This window comes from Shewanella sp. SR43-4, assembly GCF_014163845.1.
GTDB lineage: Bacteria > Pseudomonadota > Gammaproteobacteria > Enterobacterales > Shewanellaceae > Shewanella > Shewanella vesiculosa.
In genome coordinates this window covers 81,744-106,555 of the sequence record NZ_JACJEB010000008.1, presented here as the reverse complement: position 1 = coordinate 106,555, position 24,812 = coordinate 81,744, and the positions used below count along the sequence as shown (strand labels likewise).

Below are 24,812 nucleotides of genomic sequence, written 5' to 3'. Positions count from 1 at the left end.
AGATAGCTTAGTGAGATAAATAGAAAAGCTCTCGAAGTAAAAAAGAGAGCTATTTTAAACTATGATTTAATAGCAACAACTTTTTCAGTTTTAACTTCTTCAACTTTATGTGTATGAAGAATACCGTCATGTGAATGTTTTTCTTGATTTTCAGTATCAGTTTTTGCAATCCCATTATGGTAATGATAACCAGTACAAAGCCCTTTATCTATTGATGCTTGACTACAGTTGTGACCACCATTTTTATCTGTTCTACCACTATGTGCGAACGACGTGGGCACGGCCAATAAAAACAAAAGCGAAGCCAGAATTAATTTTTTCATATCTTCTCTACTTAAGGTAAACAGCTAGTACGAAATGTACTTAAAACAATACTTTAATAGCAAAAATATAAGATACTTAACAGTAGATAAATTGAATATCTATATGATCTAATGCACAAAACTATAAAAAATTCATATAGAAATAACAATCACAAGGCTTTAGAGATCAAATCCAACAAGGCAAAGAGAATAAATACTAAAAAGTTAACGCTTTATTTTTACAAGAGAGTGAAGTCAATCAGGCCATATTATCGAAAGGCTGGTAAAGGCAGCTTCTGGCATCGCATCACCGAACGCGCAGAGCTTCGTGGCACTGAAAAGGCCTACACTTTCAAAAAGAGAGTTGCCACTATTCACTATTTAAGGCGGACAATAGCCAGTTGGAACGTCATGGATGGTGGTAACATCAAGCACCAGTAAGATCCTAGGCATATTTAAACAAGCGTCAGCAACACCTATGCTCATTTAGATATTGAACATGTTAAGCAAGAGCTAGGGATCACCACAGCTCATTTACTCGGGACTTTTCAGCATGAATAGGAAGTGGATAGACTTGTAAAGGAGCTAGAACAGCTCTCTAAAAAAAAAGAGAGAGCTAACATCAAAGGCTGAGCTGGTCAAAACCATAAAGTAATAAAATAAAATCAACAACTTAAACTTAACGAAAAGTTAATATGTTATAAATCTATCCACTTAATATATCGGTATGAAGCCAGCATTCTTTTCAAACTGTACATTTACATACTGAATAGATTAAAGTTAAACAAGATGATAGCTGATTGGCATTTAATATTGGAAATTTCGTTTTTATCTAAGGAGCTTAGGCGTATTTGTGAGATACGAAGCGAAGCTGATGAGAAGTTAGGAGTAACAGCCAGTACAGCCCTAAGAACTCGGCTGTCGGATCTTTTTGCAGTAGATAGATATGATGAGTTGCCAATAGGTAACGCAAGGATTAGATTTATAGAACTCGCAGAATGCGTTATAATAGATATTAAAGATGGTTTAGTTATGCACCTTAGTTCAGGTCATGTTTCAACACCTAAAAATGTGGACGGAACAAATGATTGGACAAGGATAAATAGGTTGAAGTTAATTTTTATAGGTGTAAAAGATGATTCACTCTAATGATTTTTATCCAGATTGGGTTTCTCCACCAGGGGAAACGATAGTTGAATTATTAGATGAATGTGGGCTTTCGGCTGAAGAATTAGGGCGAAAGATAGGTTTATCTGTTCATAAATCGTATAAATTATTAGCCGGTGAATTAAAAATTGAGAATTCTTTGGCTTATCAACTAGAATCAACATTTAATGTTTCTTCTAGATTTTGGATTACTAGAGATGAGATTTATCAAGATTTCAAATCAAGAATAGAAGTTAAAGAGCGTGATTGGTTATCAGCTCTACCCATTGCAGACATGGTAAAATGGGGATGGATTCCAAAGCAAGCTAAGAATACAACTCGTATAAGTGCATGTTTAGATTTTTTCAATGTTAGATCTATCGATGAGTGGTATGAGAATTTTAATAATTCAACACAAGTATCATTCAGGACTTCATCAAAATTGAAAGCTGACCCGATAGCAGTTTATACATGGCTAAATCAAGCAAGAATATTATCTAATAATATTAGGTGTTACCAATGGGATAAAGATATGCTTATTGAGGCGATCCCGAGAATTAGGAAATTAACTTCTGTATCAGATCCAGAAATATTTATTCCTGAGCTGAAAAAAATATTTGCTGATACTGGTGTTAAATTTGTTATTGTAAAAACACCTTCTGGTTGTAGAGCTAGTGGAGCTACATGCTTTTTTAAGAAAGAAATACCAACAATAGTGATGAGCTTCAGATACAAAACAGATGACCATTTTTGGTTTACTTTGTTCCATGAAGTTGCCCATTTGATTCTTCACAGTAGTAATGAAATTTTCATTGAAGGCAATGATGTATCAGAAATTGATGATTTAAAAGAAAAAGAGGCAAATGAGTTTGCAGCAAAAATATTAGTTCCAGAAGAATATCAAAGTGAACTAAAGATGTTGTATAAAAATGACTGGAAGAAAATCGTAAGATTTTCTAAAAAAGTTGGAGTTTCTAAAGGTATAATTTTAGGTCAACTCCAACATATTGGAAATATTGATCATGCTTATCTTAATCGATTGAAAGTAAGATATACTTGGTCTGAACACTAATTACCCCCCAAAATAAATATATTTATTTGAAGATTTTTGCCAATTACATAATGCATCTTCTAATACCTGAGAAGCCAGAATTCCTATCGGAAGATTTTCTGCAAGAGTATTTAAGAGTAAGTTAAGTTTGAAGTTACTAACACCTGATGTTTTTACACCAAAGAATAAGAGATTCGCACCAAATTTAGGACCAGTAGCTCCAGTTAAGTAAAGCTCTTTGGGTTCAATATTTTGTAAATTAAATTTTTTCAACATGGTCAAATAATCAAACTTTGCAGTTCTTCCAAACGATTTAACGTGTTTCATTGACTGGTAAGATTTATCAAAAAATTCAAATTTATCTTTTGTGTTATTTAAAGTAATAATCTCTAGGAACTTTGTATCGTGGTCTCTACTTATACCGATCCAGTTGACGTAGCTTTCAATAACTTTATGTAATGGTCTCCTCGAGTTATATCTTAATGACTCGTACTTTCTGTGATTGCCAAATAATCTTTTTACATTGTCACTTTCCATTTCTTTGCTTGCATTTTCAAACCATTTTGAAAATCCTGTCAAATTCGATGATACCTTGTCCCAAGTCCATATAGTTTTACCAAGTCCACCATATATATCAGCACATAAATCCCATCCGTGCATATTATGTTTCCCGAAGTGAATGGATAAAAATATGAGCCAATATGCTTCATTTACATTATTATTCCTTATGTTTAGCCATGCTGATTTTAAAGGATCAAACATATCTGAATGAGGATTAGATCTAAGCACCGATATTTGTCTTTCCCCTATTTTTTCAATAAATTGAATTCGCCTAATGCTATCTACTATTTGTTTTGAAAGTGTAACATAGTGTGACTCATCTTTAAGGCCGACAAGCTTACCTTCTATTCTTTCGAATGCTACTAGAGCATCTAAAATAATGTCTATTTTCTCAAATTTCTTTTGCATACATTTACCCCATTTACTTAAAATCTCAATTTAAAATATTTTCCTTTCTCTTTTTTGTATAAGAATTTTATAGTTTTCATTTGATATTGAATTTTTCACTACAATAGCTTTTCTTAAGTCACTTTGATCCTTTGTCAAAATAAAAAACTGTAACAGCCTTAAAATATCTTTCCAGTAACTACTTATTTCTAACAAGTTTATATCAAATTCAACATTCTCTCTGATTTTTTTCTCACAATCAATTAGAATGTTTTTACTTGCAAAGAATTCACTACTTGGCATATTCTCCATAATACATTTTGTTGTCATGTATCCTTCCTCAACAAAGCGTTTCACATTATCAATATCTTTATTATAGACATGTAAACTAACTACATAATGATGATAACTGCCTAATTTACAGTTTACTTCTTTACTTATTAACTCCTGCATCATCGTGAATACAAAAATGTCATGCGGAAGTCCCACGTAAGCATCATTTGAACGCATCATAGTGAATAAATGAAGTTTATTCTCCCTGATAATAAACTGAAGGTTTAATGTACAAGGAATATCTTTGTAATCAATAGATAAGTCAGATGAATCAAATAACTGTATCACAGCTCTTCTTGTACCACTTTTTTCTTTAAGCTGTTCTATTATTTTCTGTATCTGATCATACTTTTGATGCATATTAAAAAAACGATTTCCATATCCACCATGTATTGAACCGTCTAACTCTGCATAGTCCTTATATTTTGGTATGTATGCTGAAATGTGATCACTATCATTTTTCCCTGATAAATACCAAAAAAGCTCTCCTAAGCAACTAAATATTAAGCCTCTTGATTCTGACCTACTAATTCTAGCAACCGGATTTTTCAATATCAGCTCGCATCCAAGTAACTCTATATTTTCTCCTTTCGTCGCTATATTTTCTTTTCCATTTTTTAACACATAACAATAAACATCATGCATTAAGTCATCTATTGTTTCAGCTTCAAATTTCAAAATTCCCTCTTTTTATAGTATCTATGGATCAGGGATAGATAGCTTATTAAATGTTACATAACTAATAAGCTCTGAAAAGTTGTAGTTATTGGTATATTTGTCTCTATCGAAAAGAACACGACAGCTTATTTATTAATTTACAACGACCCACACTGTATTTTATAAGTAAATAATATTTTTTCGTAATCCAAATGAACATTACAAAAGTGCTTCAAAACTAATATCTTTACTTTGAGGATACACATGCTTGTTCTTTTTGCGCTAAAACCTCAGAGCTATTATCTTGCATCGCTCTGATAATCATCAAGTTGCACTCTTTTTCTTTTAATTCTTGCTCGGACTTTTGCTTTGGTTCGCTGATATAGGCAACCATAGGTTTGTAAGTAAGTGATGCATTGCAGTACATATTAGATAAGCTTCGCCCTCTTTGATTCAGATTTTCCATGCTGGATAGCTGAGTACAAAGTTCGGTGAACATAGTCTTGGCTTGTTGGGTGCATTTGGATAATTGATTTGCTTGTTGTTCAAGGTCTGAACAGACACTATTGGGTTTTATCTTCCATAGCTGATGCTGAAATCTGATATTAGTATCGTTGTATACTAAGCTTTGCGAGGTAACCGTGGTGTTCATTGAGTCAACATACACTTCAGCAATAGTATTACTTACCGTGTGCAGGTAGGCTGCAAACAATTGTGAAAATGGATCCATGACTCTTCCTTAAGCATATGTTGAATACTCTATAACGTACTAACAATACTCCTTTTACTATCTTAGTTGAACATTTTTATTACGACCTCATTTAACTATTAATTTCGGATTACGTACACTTATTGACAGAACTCCAAGTTAGAGCGATTGGACTCAATTTTACCATTAGCCTGTGAATAGCTTAACGTCCACTCATGTACTCTAGTGACGATCTCAAAGCCTAAAGCCACAATGCCTTTTAACTGCACGATGAGTTCGTCACCATATCGATTAAGTTTATAGATACTAGATTCAACATTATCATGAACTGAATTACAGGATTGCTTAGGTAATACCTCGCTTCTATCAGAATCTATTCCCGCATTAATTTCCGCATTGGCATCTTGGAATTTTTCTGGATTTCCAGAAACTTCATTATTACTCAATCCCTCATGACACTTAGCATTTCCCGAACTCGGTATAGGCACGTCGATTGAACTCAACGCAGATTGAGCGACAGAACTCCTAGAGTCTTCATAGGCATTGCGGCAATTATCATCAGAAGTATGATTTAAAGGCTTTTGTTTTTTATGTTCGTACAGTGGTCTAATTAGCTGATCATCACGCTTACAAAAAACGCCCCCCATGAGTTCAGTATAACGACGCCAATCGGAGTCATCTGCCGCTTGCCTAATCTCTTCTACCCACTCTAGGCTTTCATCAGTTATTTTACTTAACCGTCTTAATTCACGCCAAGGTGTTACCCCTACTCCACCAATTTGCTGAAATTGACGAATACCCCAACATGAAGCCCAAACACGAATACGTATAGCTGCGGTTACTGATTCAGTTCCATAAAGGTCATATTCAATCCCTTCACCATCAATTCCTTTGGCTACATACTTAGCAATATATCCCGTTGCAGAACCTTTATTCGGATCGATATATTCAACCTTAAAACGGCGCTCTTTTGCGCCTTGTTCGTCACCATCTTCTTGCAGACAATATTCTTGGAATGTTTTCACTAACGCTTCCAGCTGCTCGGTCTGAACAAATAACAACAAATGCCAATGGGGTGTGCCGTCATGGTGTGGTTCTGCCACTCTAAAACCAAATGGAGTAATTTTGTCACGATTAAGTGATGCTCTAATTCTTTGGAATGTGCGGTTTAGATAATCTTGACCATCTAAAGGTGTTTCGCCGTGCCACTTAGGGTTTTCAACACCCGATTTGGCAAAGCAACGGTGATATTTAGACGGTGTTGTCATCGTCAAAAATACAGCTGAGTAGCCATGCTTTATGGCGTAATCTTCAAAACCACGAATGCGAACCATCAATTCAGCTTTACGGATTTTAGGATTAGACACATTAAGGTCTGATAATTCAGCAAGGCTTACACTGTAATCAAGCTCATTAGTGGCTAAGGTATTCTCAAGCTGTTCACGACTGCTGAGCCATTGGCTCTTAATGCTCTCAACGGTAATGTCACTGGCATAAATACTACGATGACGATTAATTTGGTTTAGGAGCCGCGAAATAGTTTCAACTTGCCTGTTATGGAGCCGTCTAAGTTTTGGCTTCCACCATAGCGGATCACAAGCACGCTTAATCACCCCAATGACTTTTGAATATTCTTCATCACTCAAACAGTCATTTTCGAGGTGATTTAAAATAGTATCCGTTAATGGGCGCGGCTTAATTTGATTGCAATTTATATAGCGCGAAATTGCAAAATAGGTATGTTTTAAACCATTAGAGTAATGCCTAATAACCATATTGGCGCATTGGCGAGCGTGGTGTTTAGACTTTTGCTTAAAATTGGGAGATTTAATATTAACGCTAGTCATTCGAATACTGCTGTGACCCAGTATTTTTGAAATAGCTTTCGTTGTTTGTAACAAATCTAAATTAGCTTCACTATGGTGTGAAAAGCGATCATAACGCTGCTTTAGTACAGTCTTATAGATTTGAGGAATGCCATGAAGTCTTTTAGCCACAAAGCGAGCATTATCCATTTCAACTCTAGTCATTAGATTGCCCTCCATGTTGCTTTAGCCATTCATGCCCACGTTGATTTAACGAGCAACATTGCCATCTTAAGCCTGCTATATAACAGGTACTTTCGCTTAAAAAGCCATTAGCCTTTAACTTAAGTAATGTTCGTTTTTGAAAATGACCTGTATATGAGTCATAACCGATCATCTTGCCTAGGTCGGGACATATCTCAATACAAACCTCGATGTGGTTATCTTGCGATAACCACTCAATGAATGTGACTTGTTCATTAGTAAAGGCGGCCATTACTTGCCTCCTTCACTATCTGAAGCCGTTACGTTATGTAACGGGTTCACTTGTATACTGTCAGAATTGTCATCACTGGACTCGTTAACGAGTACATGTTCCGTTAACGGGTACAGGCTCGATTCACAGGCTTCATGTTGCCATAACAGAATAATGTGCTTGTTAGGTTCACGAAGTTCTTTAAGCTCATTAACAGATCTTTTAAGAGTGCTATTTATATTTAATAACGAGCAAATAATCATTCCCGCTAAAAAGCTATACAGTGTGTTCATATACCCTCCCGTTAACGAAGTTTTCAACATCGCTTTGGCGGTACATCACACGACGACCAACTTTGATAAAATTTAGAGGATAGCGGCCTGTACAACGCCACACAGAAAGAGTGCCACTGGTGACACCCAAAAACTCAGCAACCTGAGCAGGGGTAAGTAATAGGTTATTCATGTTAACTCCTAATAATGTATATATTTCAGGAGTGAGAATAAAATGATTGGATTAGAGTGTATGTACAATCAAGCTGCTTAAAAATACATTAAGCTGCTTGACTGTATTTTCACACCTTTAGACTTTATGTTTTTTAAATCGCTCAGTTGATCTAAACCAATTAATCACAGTTCGATGTCCATTAACTACACTATTGAAAATGAAGTCATGTTTTTTGCCAATTTCTACAATTTGAGGGTAAAGCGCTTCAGCAGCTTTAGTGTAAGAGGTGTATTCGTTAGTAGATAGAAAAAGTGCGATAGCTTCCTTCGATGTTGCCAAAGAACCTTGCTGAGTTTTTTTTCCGCCTTTCTTACCAGCTAGTTTATTCTGCTCAAGAACAGCAATATTCTTGATAATCAGCTCTCTCATTAGTATGGCGTGTGATTGTTGATTGAGAATAAATGCTTTTATTAACATATCGGCAAAAATATCCGCTTGCTCATTTAGCCCACTCAATTGACAGACCAACATACCCTTAAACAATCTGAACAATTCATGCCTGTGTTCAGTTGAAGTTTTGCCTGTAAATCTAGCAATCAAAGTTTTAATTTGTGTTGTTACAAATGCTTCAGACTTAGGTGAACAAACTCTTAATGCTTCGCCGAACGATTGAGTTGCTTCTATCTCTTTAACTTTGCTCTTAAGTGGACTTTCGCTATCGATGATACTTATAAATAGTTTTATCGCCATACCCCAAGCTTGACAGCGAGACTCATGCAATTCATCAAATATTGATAATCCATGGGGAGTTTTGGCAAGTGCTTTGACTATAACTTCATCTGAATCCGTATCTGATATGACTGTATAGTAACTTTTTACACTGAGGACAAATCGAAAAATTTGCTCTACATAAATGTCTAGTTCTTTTGGCAAGTTGTCTTTATCGATATTTCCTATCAACGATTCGGGCATTAAATCGATAATGTTATCGATTAATGACTCTTTGTTAGCCAGTAAATTAATCTTTGAAACTTCCATTTAATGTTCACCGCATCATGCTATTTGACTTAAATGGAATTTAACGAAAAATAGGCTTTGAGTCCATGATTGGGTTCAAACTATCGAAAAGCGGAGTTTTGAAGAATGCTTAAAAAAAATTCCAAAAAAGGGGTTTTCAGAGGCGGCACATAGGCGGCACAACTTTTGGCGATTTTATTAAATGTTTGATTTTTAAGATAAAAAGATGTGTTATGGTCTCCCCACAGGGACTCGAACCCCGATCGGCCGCTTAGGAGGCGGCTGCTCTATCCTGTTGAGCTATAGAGAGACCCAGTGATTATACTGAGTTTATAATCGAATTAAACCTTTTAAATTTAATTGCTTAATTAACAACCAACTAGTTCTTAATCGCAATGTCATTCACTTGAATATTATAAGCACTGTCGATACCGTCAAAGATTGCCGTTGAACTGTCTTCGGTCACTTGTTCGATAACCACATTCGCCCGACTTTTAGTCGCGATAGCGCGCATAGAGTTGAATCTGTCGGGGATGTTTTTCTGTAGGACGATTTGGAACTTATCACCCATTTTAACTCCATTTTTACGGCCTAAATTGATGATAATGCGATCACCATCTCTTGCCACAATTTGGCCTAGTAATGGTCGGCAATTGAGTTGCTTATCTAACGACATAACGCTTTGTTGTAAAATATCACTGATCGCCTGGCCATAAGATGATCGCCAAAAGCGTTGATTCGCTGGTGACACTATTTCTTGTCGTTCAAATTCCCAAGGGGCTGATGTCGCAAATGATTCCGACCAGACAACTTCACCGCTAATGCCATGATAAAGAGTTAATTTAAGGATAAATTGCCTCAGTGGATCATCTTCTACAAAGCCCAAATAACTGCTTTGTACTGGTTCAGTTGAAATATCAATAATTTCGGGCTGCAGCAAATATTGGCTGTCGGTAAGTTCACCTAACCAACTGGGTATGCGGTTACCTCTAAAATTGACCAATTGATTGGTATTATCAATTTTCTCATCTGCATGTAGCCTGGCAAAACTGTATCGCGATTGCGCGTTAATCGCTTTGCCTAATTGTTCGGTAATGCGCTCTTCAAAGTGGGCTAATTGACCATAGCGTAATTGTTCGCGTTCTTGTAAATAAGCTTGAGGCAGCATAATCGCAGCTTTGAGTGATTGGCTTTTACATTGGGCATCGGACTCTTGTTCGCTAAGCTCAAGCTGTAAAATGACAGTAATAGTATGCTCGCTGATCATTTCACTCATTAATTCAACATTATTGGCCGAGCCCATACGCTGCATTTGAAAAGTATCTTGAGTAAGCCGTCCTTGATTAATTTGTTGTTCGCTAGAAAAGTTAACTCCCGCTTTTAAACTGGCATAATTTAATGCTTGGCTGATAGCGTCTTCGCGAGCTTTATCAATATCGCCATTAACAATTTTGGCTTTGCCAGTCACTTCAATTTGTTCAGCAAATGCAGACATTGTCACTAGCAAGCCACTTGCACATAATATGGCTATGACAGCAAGATGACTAAAGGGATTAGCTCGGTTAGTAGGGCTGTGTCGGATCAGCATACGATGTCCTAATGTCAAAAAAACGTCTATTTGGCCTAATAAAATGAATTAAGCTTACTCTATATTTTACAAAGCAAAAATTGTGCCTATAACCGCTTTAATAGTTTTTTTTAGATGTAGGGTAATTATAGTAAAGCTTCTAACGCATTTGCCGATATAAAGGAACGAATATTAAAGAGTAAAAAATTGACCTTAGTTACCGATAAATAAGGCGATAAAATGACTCATTTATACCAAGATTTGCGGCATTTTTGTAAGAGGAATTATTATGATTAATAGGCTTGTTGTCCCCACGGTCATACTGGCGTCATTGACGTTAGTTGCATGCACCCAAACGCCTAATGCTGCCAATAATCTTGCCTTTAGTAATAACGGTAAATTTGTCAAAGTGGTCGATGAAGATCAGGTTTATCAGCACAAGTTAGCTTATGATATACAAGCTGTTGGAATATCGCCTAAGGGCCAGGTCAATGTGTGGGCAGAAAAGTTAGTCAACGAATTAGTATTGCAAAATGATGCCCTTCGCCCTGATGAACCACTGCTCATTTCTACGCCGGTAATGGCCAGCAATTTAAATACATCCAATGAGTTAGGCCTTCAATTACAGCAAGGATTGCTTGCTGCATTCCATGCCCATGAGTTTAATTTGGTTGATTTAAACGTCGCAACTAATTTACGTGCAACAGAGCAAGGTGAATTTATGTTGAGCCGAAACTGGGAGCTGTTGCGTTCCGATTTACCGGTAGCGCACGTTTTGGTATCAACCATGACCTTAACACCTGAAGGAATCGTCTTTAACGGCCGAATAGTGAATGTGACCAATAATAGAGTGGTTTCGGCGGTGCAATCATTTGTGGCGGCGTCGAGCTTATCGGGTTATTTACAACCTTCTGAAATGATTGAATCGCGTAATGGTTTACTGTATCGCCACGAAAATATGGGCGACAGTCGTTATACTGTATTAGGAGATAAGCTATGAAGTCGTTAATGTTAATTGTGTTGGTACTGTTAACTGGCTGTGTAAGCAAGGATAAATATGTCCAGTGGGAAACCGAAGCTCCAGCCTCGTTCCCTACCCTAACCGCAATTGGCTATGCACCCTTAGCGACTCAGCCAAGCAAAGAACCATCGCATCGTATTTTAATGGCGATGCAAGCATCAAAAATTGCTGCATATCGCGAGTTAGCAGAGCAAGTGTATGGCCAAAAGATTACCGCAAACAGCGACGTGAGTGAGTGGTTATTAACTGACGACAACGTTAAGTCTAGCGTGAGTGGCATTATTCGCGGGGCTAAAGTGGTAAAAACCTACCCAGCCGGTGAGTTTTATGTCACTGAGTTAGCACTTGATTTTAAACAAGTATGGCAGTTATACGAGCAACAAAATCGCCCTAAGCGGGTAAAAGAAGTGACTTACTTCTAGGGCCGATTTACATTAGTAGTTAAGACGATTTTATTAGATAAATGCTCAGTTGCTAAATTAGCTTTTACAAGAAATGCCGCTGATATCAGCGGCATTTTTTATTGTATGGTTTACCACTAATCGTTAAAAGTTCAGTTTAAACACTAAACCGAATGCGGCTTGGTTTTCCATGTCTTCAGTGACATCGGGATAACTTAACTGCATTTCACCGCCAAAATAGTAACCAGCATAAGCATTAAGACTAACGTTAGTCGTTGCTTGCCAACCTGCGCGAGCAAAGCCTACCCATTCTTCAACTTCAATGGTTTTATCATCATCAGCAATTAAAAAACGCTCTGTTCGCATGGAGCTGCCCACGCCAAAATCCCAGTCACGATTATATTGATAACTTAACTCTAATCCTGCCGGGCCACTAAAACCAGCTTGGAACGGGTTAGCAAGTACCCACTTATCGCTTATCTGCCAACGTACGGCTAAATAAGGCAAAGTGCGCACTTCTGAAATATCATTTAAATATGCCACACCGAAACCAAGCATATTACCCGAATCAAAGCGGTACATCCCCGAGGCGACGACACCATAACTTTGTGCATTTGAAGATGATGCCGTATCAGCATAGGCATACTGTAATTTGGGTGCGATGAGAAACATCCAATGATTATCTAAGCGATACGATAGTGATAAACCAGCACTGTACTGATGGATGGTTGACCAAGGTTGAGTATTGCTGCGTAACAGGCTGTTTTGGTTAATATCCCAGTCATAATCGAGATTATCGTAGCCTAAGTTTGCCCCTATAGACCACTGACGATTAAGTGGCATGTTTGCCGAAAAACTGGTTTTCCATGCATCTCGTTGTAACTGATTAGGGTTAGCACTCTCTGCGCCTACATTAGCGGTGCCCGTTGATGTACGAGCAACAGTGAGTGAAAACGGTGAACGTTCTGGTGCCGCTAAAGCATGCTGACTTAACAGCAGACCCGATACGCACAATAATGACCGTACAGATAAATTCAGTGACTTACTCTGTGCCGGAGAAGAAATTACCTTAGTGTTGTAAAGCGTCATACTAATCTGCTTCCCTTCAAATAATGAAATAAACTGAATATTACTTTGGCTTAATTGCTCAAGTAATACTGCTATATGGCCAATTAAGTTCAACTTGAGGTTGAGTTTATTTTACGCCCACTTTATGTGCTCGTAAAAACATGTCGGCGGTATCTTGCAGGTATTGTTGTCTGGTGACGATTAAATCTTCTATTTCTAAGCCTAACTCTAGGCGTAATTTTAGCTCACCAAACAACATTAAACACAATCTAACCGCACTTTCATGAGGGTTTTCAAAAAAGTATTCGTTGTGTTCATTGACTTTTGTTAGGTAGTTTCGAACCAATCCCAGTACATGCTTAGGGCCTGCATTATAAAACAATCTAGACACTTCTGGGTGAGTATCGGCTTGAGCAACACAGGTTTTAAACACTGTCATGGCTTCTTTGCTAACAATCATTTCGCCAAACTGCTGTCCAAATAACAAAATAACCTGTTGTGGTTGACTGGCATCAATTAAGGCATCGTCGGTGAGTTGATGCACAACACATTTTGATTCAATCGCAGACACAAATAAATCGTCTTTAGAACCAAAATGGGAGTAAACAGTTTGTTTTGATACACCGGCATGCTTGGCCACTTCATCCATACTGGTATTAGGGAAACCATGATGACAAAAAAGATCAATCGCAGACTCGAGCACCTGAGCACGCTTTTGTTCACTGCGGCTGATGTGGTTCTGTCCGCTAGGATTAAGCGCTGTGTGTTGTTTTGTCATGTTGGTTCCATAAATTAGCTCATTAAGCAAATCAAGCCTCTGCATTGCTGATCAGCATTTAGCCTAATAGTAACCAAAAATAGACTGGACAGTCTAGTTTTATAAAATTAGACTATCGAGTCTAGTTAACATTAAAGTTACATTTTACGTTGTGCTGAAAACCTATGAGCTTATTGCCTTTCATGCCAACGGCGAAAAAAATCAACATTGACACTATTAATTGCTTTGCAAGGAATAAACTTATGAACGCGTCAAAGACATTCACTGCCATCATTCGATACTGGGCGCTAAGTTTAAGCTTAATCGTTTTAAGCGGTTGTGGCTCTGAGGTAAAAGAGCATTCGCATACAATTGACTATCAAGCGGTGTTATCGCAAAGCTTAGTGTTAAATGACCATTACCAGCATATGCAAACCTATACTGGGACGATTCGCTCAGCCAATACCACAGGTATTGGCTTTGAGCTTGCGGGTAAGCTCAACAATATCTCAGTCGACAGTGGCGATACTGTGACTAAAGGTCAAACATTAGCCCTACTTGATATCGAGTTATTAACAGCCGAACAACAGCAACTGCAAGCCAGTTTATTACAAACCCAAGCGGATATCGATTTAGCCAAAAGCACCTTAGTTCGCACTGAAAAACTAAAACAACAAAATTATGTGTCTGAACAGCAGCTTGATGAAACCCAGCAACAAGTCATTAGCTTACAAGCGAATCAAAAGCGCATAGAAGCCAGCTTAAGTGCCACCCATTTAAAAATTGAAAAATCGACATTGTTAGCCCCATTCAATGGCACTATCAGTCAGCGGTTTCATAATGTCGGCGAAGTGATTGCGCTAGGCAGTCCGGTTTTTACCTTAGTGGGTAACAGTGAGCCTTTAGCTTATATTGGGGTACCGATTGATATTGCACAGCAGTTAGCCGCCGAGCAGATGGTAGATGTCCGGGTAGGCAAACAAACCTTTACCGCTAAAATTGCCGGTATTAGTGCCGAGGTCAATACCATTAGTCGCACGGTGCAGTTGCGTATTCATTTGCCCGAATCAGCCAGAGTAATCAATGGCGAAATAGCTTATTTGGCTTATCAACAAGATGTGCCTGCATCTGGTTACTGGGTGCCGATGTCGGCATTAACCGATGGCGTACGCGGGTTATGGAACGTATTTGCCTTAGTTAAAGCTGAGCAAGGTTTTTATACCATTGAACGTCGCGATGTTGAAATTATCTATACCAATGAACAACAAGCCTATATTCAAGGCGCCATAAAACCAACCGATATCATTGTCTCTCAAGGCTTGCATAAGTTAGTGGTTAATCAAAAAGTCACCCTAGCTCAAGCTGAGAAAACGGGGGCATTATGATTAAAGCATTTTTAGAAAATGGCCGCCTAACCAGTTTATTTATTGCATTATTAATTGTTGCTGGCTTAGGAGCAATTTCAAGCTTACCGCGTACGGAAGACCCACATATTACGAATCGATTTTCATCGGTTATTACTCAATACCCTGGGGCATCAGCAGAACGCGTTGAAGCACTCGTGACCGAAGTACTCGAAAATCAACTTCGCCGTTTAGAGGAGTTGAAGCTAGTCCAGTCAACTTCTCGACCGGGTATTTCGGTGATCCAGTTAGAATTAAAAGATACCGTTACCGATACCGCTCCAGTATGGTCACGGGCACGAGATCTTATTGCCGACAGTAAATCACTGTTACCCGTTGCAGCACAAAACAGTGTATTAGATGATCAGCTAGGGTATGCCAATACCGCTATTTTAGGACTGGTTTGGGCCGATGACAGCCCGGTAAGAGTCGATATTCTTAATCGGTACGCCAAAGAATTACAAAGTCGCTTAAGATTACTCAGCGGCACTGACTTTGCAAAGTTGTATGGCGCACCTGAAGAAGAGATTTTAGTAGAATTAGATGGTAATAAAATCAGTCAACTGCATTTAACTCCCGCAGGTATCGCGGCAATTTTAAATAATGCCGACAGCAAAATTTCCGCCGGTGAAATTAATAACAACCAGTTTAGAGCCTTAGTTGAGGTTTCTGGTGAATTAGACTCACAAAACCGTATCCGCCAAGTGCCGTTAAAAGTAGACGATTACGGCCAAATTATTCGCTTAGGCGATGTGGCCAATATTAGCCGCCAAGCTAAAACGCCTGCATCGAGTATTGCTTTAATCGACAGTCAACAGGGCGTATTAGTCTCTGCTCGCATGCTCAATAATAACCGCGTCGATGTATGGCAACAGCACGTGAGTAACGCCATTGACGAGTTTTCAGTAAACTTGCCGGCCAATATTAAGGTGCAATGGTTATTTGACCAACAAAGCTATACCAGCGATCGCTTAGGCGACTTGGTGATTAATCTGCTGCAAGGGTTTGTGATTATTTTACTGGTATTAATGCTGACATTAGGCCTACGTAATGCAGTGATTGTAGCAATATCATTACCACTAACCGCACTGTTTACCCTCACCTGCATGAAATATACTGGACTACCGATCCACCAAATGTCGGTAACAGGATTAGTGGTTGCGTTGGGTATTATGGTTGATAACGCAATTGTGATTGTTGATGCCATTGCGCAACGCCGTCAGCAAGGTATGAGCAAACTTGAAGCGGTATCTAAAACTCTGCACCACTTATGGCTGCCACTGGCGGGTTCAACCATTACCACCATGTTAGCTTTTGCACCAATTGTGTTAATGCCAGGCGCTGCGGGTGAATTTGTTGGTGGTATCGCAATTTCGGTGATGTTCGCATTGCTGGGGTCATATATCATTTCGCATACCATTATCGCAGGCCTTGCTGGGCGCTTTAGCCGCAGTGAAAAACCAACGGCTTGGTATCAACAAGGTATGGCATTTCCCAAAATCAGCCAAGCATATACGGCCAGCCTTTACTTTGCGTTAACACGGCCAATACTGACGGCGATTGTTATCGGTATATTACCTATTGTCGGTTTTTTTGCCGCGGGCAAAATGACAGAACAATTTTTCCCTCCGTCTGACCGCGATATGTTCCAAATTGAAGTCTACTTAGCGCCGCATGTGAGTATTGAAAACACCCTAGAACAGGTAAAACTGATTGATAATAAACTGCAAAAAATTGAAGATATTGTGGCTGCGACTTGGGTTGTCGGCGGTAACACGCCCTCTTTCTATTACAATTTAACTCAACGGCAGCAAGGGGCAACTAACTATGCCCAAGCAATGATTAAAGTAACCGACTTTGCGGCGGCTAATCGATTGATTTTACAATTACAGAAAGAGTTTGATGTGGAGTTTCCACAAGCCCAAATCTTGGTTCGAAAACTGGAACAAGGCCCTCCTTTTAACGCTCCGGTAGAGTTGCGTATATACGGCCCCAATCTAGATACATTGAAAGCACTGGGTGAACAAGTGCGCGGGATTTTAATTGCAACACCCGATGTGATCCATACTCGCGCAACACTAAGTTCTGGCGCGCCAAAAGTGTGGTTACAAGTCAATGAAGATGCCAGCTTAATGAGCGGCCTGAGCCTTAGCGATATTGCCAATCAAATTCAAATGGCGACTACCGGTATAATTGGTGGCAGCATTTTAGAGCAAACAGAATCACTGCCCATTCGCGTTCGTTTAGGCGACAACAGTCGCGAACAAGCCACACGTTTAGCCGAGATAAATCTGGTATCGCCTTCGGGTTCAGGTATACCGCTAGCGGCATTATCTTATAACGAAATCAATGTGAGTCGTGGCGCAATCCCCCGCAGAAATGGCGAACGCGTCAATACTATCGAAGCTTATATCACCAGTGGAGTACTGCCTGCACAAGTATTAAACGAGGTTAAGGATACCATTGCTAATTTGTCTATTCCGGCGGGATATCATCTTGAAATTGGCGGCGAAAGTGCAAAACGTAATGAGGCTGTGGGTAATTTATTGTCAAATGTAGTGTTAGTTGTCACCTTATTACTAGCCACTGTAGTGCTGTCATTTAACTCCTTTAGATTAACGGCAATCATTTTACTGAGTGCATTTCAATCGGCGGGTTTAGGTTTATTATCCGTGTATGTATTTGGCTATCCGTTTGGGTTTACCGTTATTATCGGCTTATTGGGATTAATGGGCTTAGCCATTAATGCTGCGATTGTTATTTTGGCTGAGTTAGAAGATATACCCGAGGCGCGCCATGGTAATATTGAGTTAATCATCAGTACTGTGAGCAGTTGTGGTCGTCATATTGGCTCCACCACCATCACGACTATAGGCGGCTTTTTACCGCTAATTATTGCAGGTGGTGGCTTTTGGCCGCCATTTGCCATAGCCATTGCTGGCGGTACGCTTTTGGCGACTATGTTGTCACTGATTTGGGTGCCTGTAATGTATACCTTGTTAATGAAACCTAAGGTCAACCTTATCAAGAAGCCAATTTCGATTTAATGTTCAATACAAAATAAAGATTTGCCCTAAACTGGCAGTAAAAATCAGGTTTAGGGCAGTAAGCACAAAACTCAAACATAAATTAAACGGTTTTCTCTAACAAGAACCAATTGGTGTCGTCTTGGGGGAAATTAATGTCTCTGTGGTAAACAAAGCCATAATCAACCAAGGTTAAATCTGAATACTTGTCGAGCATTTCACCGGCCCAACATACTTTCTCGTCCAGCCTTATAAGTCACATGACTTCCCTAACCTGCACCGTGCAATTAGGTATAAATCGACAATTTGGTCAAATAAACAAGATAATAATTCAAGTCAACTTAATATATTATGGTTAGCTCTACCCTCTAAATACTTGCTGGTAGTGGCCTGAGCAAAAAGGCAGATGCTAATTTAGACATTGTTAACATAAGCGTTATTGATTAACCTAAAAAAACAGTCTAAATTTAAAATTCCTAGTCGTATTATGCGATAAATATGCCCATAGAACATGAATCTTCATTTGTTTCATACTTTTGGCTTCATACCAGACAATCTTTACATTTACGCGGTATATTAAATTGAGCGAACCATATCTATTTAGATTAATCATCACAATAATTATGAGAAAGAGCATATGAACTATAAAAACTGGCCTATTTCAAAACAAATAGGCTCTCTTGTCGTGTTGTCATCCGTTATTATTTTCACCGCTATGTCTTGTTTTTCATATCTAACCGCTTCCACTGTATTACACGATAAAGCGATCAAAGCTATACAATCACAAATGGACAGTAATACTCATTTACTTGAACTGGAATACGACAGTATGTTGTCTTCGGCGAAACGCAGCTCCGATATTCTTCGTACTTTATATCCAGGACAATTCTCGATAGAAAATAAATCCGTTGACGTGTTAGGCGTTAAGACTCCGGTTCTTTTACATGATAATGAACAAGTTAATAATGAAAATAATAATGTAGACCGCTTTTCGCAACTAACTGGCGGCGTAGCGACTATATTTGCTCGTGATAATGATGATTTTGTTCGAGTGTCAACATCACTGAAAAAAACGGATGGTAACCGTGCACTAGGGACTTATCTGGGGGTTAATCACCCAGGCTATAAGCAATTAATTAGTGGTCAAAAATACGAAGGCTATGCCAAGCTTTTTGGCACAGATTACATGACGATTTATAGCCCAGTAAAAGACAGCAGCGGCAAAGTTAATGCTATCCTTTTTATCGGTTATGACATTAGCCAATCAATTCTGCAAATCCAAAATGCACTTAAAACACTCACACTCGAAGAGTCAGGATCTTATGCCATTATCCGTAATTCTGATAAACAAGTTATTTCTCATCGCGATTTGAACACTGAAGCGCCCTTTACTGAATCATTGTTTAATGGTTTATCGCTTGAACAGGCACTCACAGATAATGGCAGCTGGGTTTACACATCATTATCTGGTGAAGAGATGTATGCTTATTCAATAAAAATTGCCGGTTGGAATTGGACCATGGTTGGCTATGTGCCGACCAAAGAATTAAATAATGAAAGTTTAGCTATGCTAAAAATTAACGTGATTTTAGCATTGATAGGCATAGTTCTGATTGCTGTTTTACTGTTTATGGTGATCAATCGTGCGATGAAGCCATTAAAGAATCTACAGCAACAAATCGCTAAATTAGGTCAGGGCGATCTTTCACAAACATTCATGCCGTGCTCTGAAAGCAGTGGTAATGAAGTTGACCACATCACCATCAGTGTGACGCAAATGGCTGCGAGTTTGGCGAGTTTAATTGAATCATTAAAACAGTCGGTTATTAGCTTAGAAAACCAAGCCAATCAAAGCCAACAAACATCAAAGTTAAATGGTCATGAAGCAAAAGCACTGTTAAACCAAACAGAGCAAATTGCGACGGCTATCGAAGAGATGTCTTCTTCGATTAAAGACGTCGCCCAAAATGCTAGTCAAGGAGCACAGCAAGCGCAGGAAATTGATAGTGCATCAGCTCAAGGGCATGCTCAGTTAAGCCAAGAGGTCACCGCGCTGCAATCTTTAAGTGAGCAACTCATCCAAAGTCAAAAAAATATTGAAAGTGTCAGCAGTGAGAGCCAAGCTATTAGTAAAGTAACTGAAGTGATTAATGGCATTGCAGAACAAACTAACTTGCTAGCATTAAACGCTGCTATTGAAGCTGCTAGAGCAGGAGAACAAGGTCGTGGTTTTGCCGTTGTGGCTGATGAGGTGCGCTCTCTTGCGCAAAGAACGCAGCGTTCAATTAGTGAGATTAGCTCGACGATAGCTAAATTACAGCATCAAGTAAAATTTACCGCGACACAAATGGTCGAGTGCCAGCAGTTAGGAGCATCTTCAGCTGAACAAGCTAATATCGTCAATCTCCAACTCAGTCAGATTAATCAGAGTATCGGTGAAATGGCAATATTCTCATCCAGTATAGCCAGTGCAACTAATCAACAAAGCACAGTTGCAGATGAGGTGTCTCATAGCTTGCATACTATAGCGACGTTGGCACAAAATAGTGATGAACGGGCAACAAAAGCGGTCAGTGATGCAGAACAATTAACCGCACTTGCTGTCAGCATCAAGCAACAGATTGGAGTATTTAAAGTCGTGTAGTTGACTGGAATTGATAACAGGGATCAGAGCTCAGCGATTGGGTTCTGATCCAATAAAATGCTCTTCAGGCCCATGATACCCGATTACCACGCGACTCAAATATCACTAATATTCAAGTAAAGCACAGCGCGATTTATCTCTTCTGCAAGTCTCAATTATCACTATATTGAAAGCATTATTACTGTGGTGTCATCCCACTGTTATGATTGTTTTCAGTTATCGTTTTCAGTTATCTTTCTCAGCCTTCTGCATCAATCCCCCTCATCGGCGTCCTACATCGATTGGGCTCTATCTTTATAGACATCAACATAACGTAAAGTGACTTTATATTTGCTCGTTAAGGTTGGCTATAGGCAGAATGAATAACCAAAATAAGTTGGTAACTGGCTTGATTATTCGACTACTATCAAGCCTGTTTAGAAGTGTGCTTTATTACCTACCAAACAAAAGCCAATAAAAAACCGCCTTGTTACCAAGACGGTTTTTCAATTACAGATGTCGCGATTAGTTGTCGCTGTTACGATCCATATTTTCAGTATTCTCAAGCCATAACGCATTGATAATACCGAATGAACACGCTAACAATACACCAAGAATCCAAGCAAAATACCACATAAATGTTGCTCCTTAATTTAATAAAGTGAGTTTTTATTGTTTTCAATAAACTCACGATTTAAGCGGCCAAACATCTTGTAATAAGTCCAAATGGTATAACTTAGGACAGTCGGTACGAAGATGATAGCGGCAACGGTCATTACTTTAAGTGACATTTGGCTAGCAGTAGCATCCCACATAGTTAAGCTCACATTAGGCTCTAATGATGAAGGCATAACAAATGGGAACATAGCAGCACCACACGTTAAAATCACCCCCGCAACAGCAAGCGAGCTGAAAAAGAATGCAAAACCACTACGATTCAAACGACTGGCTAATACCACTAGTACTGGCATTAACAAACCTAATACAGGAAATAGCATAGTCAAAGGATATTTATCGTAGTTTATCAACCAACCACCGGCTTCAACCGCTACCGTTTTAGTGGTTGGATTTGATGCTCCAGCGACGTCAAGAGCTGAAGTGATCACATAACCATCAATACCATTGACCAACCAAAAGCCTGCTGCACCAAACAGAACCACTAATAGACTGCCACAAATTTGTGATGTCTTAGCACTGCGCACACGAAGCTCGCCGTCCGTCTTCATTTGTAACCATGTAGACCCTTGCATTATCACCATAGTGACACTCACAAGACCGGCTAATAACCCAAACGGATTTAATAAACCGAATAGACCGCCATGGTAGGTAGCACGTAAATATTCATCAAAGTTAAACGGTACACCTTGGAGTAAGTTACCAAATGCAACACCAATGATTAATGGTGGTACGAAACAGCCGACAAATAATGCCTTGTCCCATGTTTTGCGCCATTTTGGATCTTCAATTTTAGAGCGGTAATCAAAGCCAACAGGACGCAAAAAGAGTGCGAACAACACCAGCATCATTGCCACATAAAAACCAGAAAACGCCACTGCGTAAACCATAGGCCAAGCTGCAAATAATGCACCACCAGCAGTGATTAACCAAACTTGGTTACCATCCCAGTGCGGAGCAATTGTGTTGATCATGATACGGCGATCGGTATCGTCTTTACCTATAATAGGTAACAATATCCCCACGCCCAGATCAAAGCCATCTGTCACGGTGAAACCAATCAATAATACACCGATTAACGCCCACCAAATAAATCTTAATACTTCGTAATCAAACATAATCAGGTCCTCAGATTAAGCATCTTGGGTTTCGAAATGGTAACGGCCAGTCTTTAAGCTACTAGGGCCAAGACGAGCAAACTTGAACATTAAGAAAGCCTCTATCACCAGTAAAATGGTATAGAACACCGTAATCGAAATAATACTAAACCAAAGATCCGCCGTGGTTAAACTAGACGCCGACATAAAGGTCGGAAGCACTTCAGAAATAGTCCAAGGTTGGCGACCAAACTCTGACACAAACCAACCGGCTTCAATGGCAATCCAAGGAAGTGGCAAGCTATAAAGTGCTGCACGCAGTACCCATTTCTTCTCAGCGATTTGATGACGAGTGCTTTGCCAGAAAGCGGCTGCAAACACAAACAACATAATCACCCCTGCTGCCACCATAATCCGGAAACTCCAGAACATAGGTGCGACAGTTGGAATAGAATCATAAGAGGCCGCTTTAATCTGCTCTTCGGTAGCATCAACCACTTTGTCGGTATAACGCTTAAGCAAGAAACCATAACCTAAATCGATTTTAGTCGCTTCAAATTGCTCTCTAACCTCTGCTGATTTATCACCAGCACGAAGTTTTTCAAGCAATGCGTAGGCAACCATACCGTTACGAATTCGTACTTCGTGATCTTTAATAAGATCCTTAATACCCGTCACTTCTTCGTCTAATGTTCGCGTTGCAATAATACCCATAGCATAAGGGATTTTAATCGCATAGTCGGTTTCCATGGTTTCTTGATTAGGAAAACCAACGACAGTAAAGGCTGCTGGAGCAGGCTCAGTGTGCCACTCAGCTTCAATAGCTGCTAACTTAACACGTTGAACTTCGCCGACTTTATAACCCGACTCATCGCCTAATACGATAACCGATAAAATCGCTGCCATACCAAAGCTTGCTGCAACAGCAAATGAGCGACGAGCAAACGGTAAGTCACGCCCTTTTAATATGTAGTATGAGCTAATAGCTAACACAAACATCGAACCAGCAACATAACCAGAGGCTACAGTATGAACAAACTTAACTTGCGCGACAGGGTTAAACACTACGGCGCCAAAATCAACCATCTCCATGCGCATGGTTTCATAGTTAAATACTGAACCTACTGGATTTTGCATCCAACCATTGGCAATCAAAATCCATAAGGCTGACATATTAGAGCCGATGGCAACAAGCCATGTGACCACTAAATGCTGACGTTTACTAAAACGATCCCAACCGAAAAAGAACATCCCGACTAACGTTGACTCGAGGAAGAAAGCCATTAAGCCTTCAATGGCCAGAGGCGCACCAAAAATGTCACCTACATAGTGAGAATAGTAGGACCAGTTAGTACCAAACTGGAATTCCATTGCTAAACCCGTAGAAACACCTAGAGCAAAGTTAATCCCAAACAACTTACCCCAAAATTTTGTCATGTCTTTATAGATTTGCTTATTTGTCATCACATACAGTGATTCCATAATCGCAAGGATGAAAGCTAAACCTAGGGTGAGTGGAACAAATAGAAAATGATACATGGCTGTCAACGCAAATTGAAAACGCGATAGCTCAACGACCTCTTCGATAATCATTGGCGGCTCCTTACTTCAGTACAACCAAATACTACACAGTAACACGGGGTTACTATAATGATGATGTTATACCTGAAAACGGTCATATTGAAGCAGTGGATAACTCACCAATGAGTAAAAATGATAAATTAATCTGTTTGCCTGTGTTTTCAAGTGCAATCTTAAACGCCTTGTATCTTACGGTATAAATACCTAGGAGATCATATTTTTTAGTCAAAAATGTGATAAACATTAGATTTTTCGAATGGATAATATTTTGATATAAAAAATCAGCCCTTTACAGTGAAAATCACTCTTAAATGCTCTCCAGTTGTTGTCAGATGGATCACAATTTATCAAAAAAATGGTCATATTTTCTGTAAAACTTTTTGAACATCTCTCGCATCCCCCTCTTGAGGTATTGACAAAAACAAGCCAATTGCTAGGAAGATAAATCGATTGAATATAGGTCGCCACAAAAAACCTAACTCATCGCTATTGTTAAAAGAAAGTATAAAAACCAACAACTCAATAATAATTAATAAATTATTTAAATAATGTTAATTTTAAATGAATTAAATTAAACAATCATAATCAATAACTTATAATTTAAATATAAGAAATATAAGAAAAACACGCCAACAACCCATTAGATTAACTAATGACAAGAATCATTTTTTCTCGTTTGAGCCAGCAATAAGGTAACTGTATA

The 24,812-nt window shown here is 39.0% G+C and carries 22 protein-coding genes and 1 tRNA gene; 7 read left to right on the top strand and 16 right to left on the bottom strand.

What is annotated here, in order from left to right; translation table 11 throughout:
• Positions 1 to 59 precede the first annotated feature (59 nt).
• Positions 60 to 323 carry a YHYH domain-containing protein gene (locus tag H5123_RS11015; RefSeq protein ID WP_182697991.1) on the bottom strand — a complete coding sequence of 88 codons (264 nt, stop codon included), beginning with the start codon at positions 321 to 323 and terminating at the stop codon, positions 60 to 62.
• 768 nt (positions 324 to 1,091) lie between these two features.
• Between H5123_RS11015 and H5123_RS11010 the strand changes: the two genes are divergently transcribed.
• Both H5123_RS11010 and H5123_RS11005 read left to right on the top strand, forming a co-directional pair.
• Positions 1,092 to 1,451, top strand: coding sequence for a hypothetical protein (locus H5123_RS11010; RefSeq protein ID WP_182697990.1), 360 nt, complete (start codon positions 1,092 to 1,094; stop codon positions 1,449 to 1,451).
• Entirely contained in the window at positions 1,438 to 2,520 is a 1,083-nt protein-coding gene (locus H5123_RS11005) for an ImmA/IrrE family metallo-endopeptidase (RefSeq protein WP_182697989.1), read from the top strand. Before H5123_RS11010 ends, H5123_RS11005 begins: the two co-directional genes overlap by 14 nt.
• Here H5123_RS11005 and H5123_RS11000 read toward each other — a convergent pair whose 3' ends face one another.
• The 10 genes from H5123_RS11000 to H5123_RS10955 form a co-directional block, all read right to left on the bottom strand.
• Entirely contained in the window at positions 2,521 to 3,468 is a 948-nt protein-coding gene (locus H5123_RS11000; RefSeq protein WP_182697988.1) for a hypothetical protein, read from the bottom strand.
• A 30-nt stretch (positions 3,469 to 3,498) separates the two neighbouring features.
• Complete coding sequence (locus tag H5123_RS10995) at positions 3,499 to 4,458, bottom strand: thymidylate synthase (protein ID WP_220487609.1); 960 nt, start codon at positions 4,456 to 4,458, stop codon at positions 3,499 to 3,501.
• Between the two features lie 226 nt (positions 4,459 to 4,684).
• On the bottom strand, positions 4,685 to 5,167 hold the full coding sequence (locus tag H5123_RS10990; protein ID WP_182697987.1) for a hypothetical protein: 483 nt from the start codon (positions 5,165 to 5,167) through the stop codon (positions 4,685 to 4,687).
• A 119-nt stretch (positions 5,168 to 5,286) separates the two neighbouring features.
• Positions 5,287 to 7,176: a replication endonuclease gene (locus H5123_RS10985; protein WP_182697986.1), complete on the bottom strand. Its 1,890-nt coding sequence runs from the start codon at positions 7,174 to 7,176 to the stop codon at positions 5,287 to 5,289.
• The gene (locus H5123_RS10980; RefSeq protein WP_182697985.1) at positions 7,169 to 7,447 is read right to left on the bottom strand and encodes a hypothetical protein; all 279 of its coding nucleotides are present in this window, start codon (positions 7,445 to 7,447) and stop codon (positions 7,169 to 7,171) included. The genes H5123_RS10985 and H5123_RS10980 overlap by 8 nt, the downstream gene beginning before the upstream one ends.
• Positions 7,447 to 7,719, bottom strand: coding sequence for a hypothetical protein (locus H5123_RS10975; RefSeq protein ID WP_182697984.1), 273 nt, complete (start codon positions 7,717 to 7,719; stop codon positions 7,447 to 7,449). Before H5123_RS10975 ends, H5123_RS10980 begins: the two co-directional genes overlap by 1 nt.
• Positions 7,703 to 7,891 carry a helix-turn-helix domain-containing protein gene (locus tag H5123_RS10970; protein ID WP_182697983.1) on the bottom strand — a complete coding sequence of 63 codons (189 nt, stop codon included), beginning with the start codon at positions 7,889 to 7,891 and terminating at the stop codon, positions 7,703 to 7,705. The genes H5123_RS10975 and H5123_RS10970 overlap by 17 nt, the downstream gene beginning before the upstream one ends.
• 117 nt (positions 7,892 to 8,008) lie before the next feature.
• Positions 8,009 to 8,911 (bottom strand): hypothetical protein, encoded by a 903-nt coding sequence (locus H5123_RS10965; RefSeq protein ID WP_182697982.1) that lies wholly within the window; start codon positions 8,909 to 8,911, stop codon positions 8,009 to 8,011.
• 213 nt (positions 8,912 to 9,124) lie between these two features.
• Positions 9,125 to 9,200 (bottom strand) — tRNA-Arg (locus tag H5123_RS10960).
• Positions 9,201 to 9,269: 69 nt separating this feature from the next.
• Entirely contained in the window at positions 9,270 to 10,478 is a 1,209-nt protein-coding gene (locus tag H5123_RS10955) for a flagellar assembly protein FlgT (RefSeq protein WP_235781922.1), read from the bottom strand.
• Positions 10,479 to 10,746: 268 nt separating this feature from the next.
• On the opposite strand from H5123_RS10955, the gene H5123_RS10950 reads away from it, so the two are divergent.
• Complete coding sequence (locus tag H5123_RS10950) at positions 10,747 to 11,457, top strand: FlgO family outer membrane protein (protein ID WP_182697981.1); 711 nt, start codon at positions 10,747 to 10,749, stop codon at positions 11,455 to 11,457.
• Positions 11,454 to 11,900, top strand: a complete 447-nt coding sequence (locus H5123_RS10945; RefSeq protein ID WP_182697980.1) for an LPP20 family lipoprotein — start codon at positions 11,454 to 11,456, stop codon at positions 11,898 to 11,900. The genes H5123_RS10950 and H5123_RS10945 overlap by 4 nt, the downstream gene beginning before the upstream one ends.
• Before the next feature lie 123 nt (positions 11,901 to 12,023).
• Here H5123_RS10945 and H5123_RS10940 read toward each other — a convergent pair whose 3' ends face one another.
• Both H5123_RS10940 and H5123_RS10935 read right to left on the bottom strand, forming a co-directional pair.
• Complete coding sequence (locus H5123_RS10940) at positions 12,024 to 12,968, bottom strand: DUF6268 family outer membrane beta-barrel protein (protein ID WP_182697979.1); 945 nt, start codon at positions 12,966 to 12,968, stop codon at positions 12,024 to 12,026.
• Between the two features lie 106 nt (positions 12,969 to 13,074).
• A complete protein-coding gene (locus H5123_RS10935) occupies positions 13,075 to 13,725 on the bottom strand; it encodes a TetR/AcrR family transcriptional regulator (RefSeq protein WP_182697978.1) in 651 nt (216 codons plus the stop codon).
• Between the two features lie 242 nt (positions 13,726 to 13,967).
• On the opposite strand from H5123_RS10935, the gene H5123_RS10930 reads away from it, so the two are divergent.
• The 3 genes from H5123_RS10930 (at position 13,968) to H5123_RS10915 (ending at position 20,777) form a co-directional block, all read left to right on the top strand.
• Positions 13,968 to 15,089, top strand: a complete 1,122-nt coding sequence (locus H5123_RS10930; protein ID WP_182697977.1) for an efflux RND transporter periplasmic adaptor subunit — start codon at positions 13,968 to 13,970, stop codon at positions 15,087 to 15,089.
• Positions 15,086 to 18,154 carry an efflux RND transporter permease subunit gene (locus H5123_RS10925; RefSeq protein ID WP_182697976.1) on the top strand — a complete coding sequence of 1,023 codons (3,069 nt, stop codon included), beginning with the start codon at positions 15,086 to 15,088 and terminating at the stop codon, positions 18,152 to 18,154. Before H5123_RS10930 ends, H5123_RS10925 begins: the two co-directional genes overlap by 4 nt.
• A gap of 616 nt (positions 18,155 to 18,770) precedes the next feature.
• Positions 18,771 to 20,777: a methyl-accepting chemotaxis protein gene (locus H5123_RS10915; protein ID WP_182697975.1), complete on the top strand. Its 2,007-nt coding sequence runs from the start codon at positions 18,771 to 18,773 to the stop codon at positions 20,775 to 20,777.
• A 504-nt stretch (positions 20,778 to 21,281) separates the two neighbouring features.
• On the opposite strand, the gene cydX is transcribed toward H5123_RS10915, so the two are convergent.
• Genes cydX through H5123_RS10900 form a run of 3 tightly spaced genes read right to left on the bottom strand, consistent with a single transcriptional unit; the run spans position 21,282 to position 24,121 of the window.
• Entirely contained in the window at positions 21,282 to 21,392 is a 111-nt protein-coding gene (gene cydX / locus H5123_RS10910; protein ID WP_124016873.1) for a cytochrome bd-I oxidase subunit CydX, read from the bottom strand.
• Positions 21,393 to 21,409: 17 nt separating this feature from the next.
• Complete coding sequence (gene cydB / locus H5123_RS10905) at positions 21,410 to 22,549, bottom strand: cytochrome d ubiquinol oxidase subunit II (protein WP_182697974.1); 1,140 nt, start codon at positions 22,547 to 22,549, stop codon at positions 21,410 to 21,412.
• Between the two features lie 15 nt (positions 22,550 to 22,564).
• Positions 22,565 to 24,121 (bottom strand): cytochrome ubiquinol oxidase subunit I, encoded by a 1,557-nt coding sequence (locus H5123_RS10900; RefSeq protein WP_182697973.1) that lies wholly within the window; start codon positions 24,119 to 24,121, stop codon positions 22,565 to 22,567.
• Positions 24,122 to 24,812 lie beyond the last annotated feature (691 nt).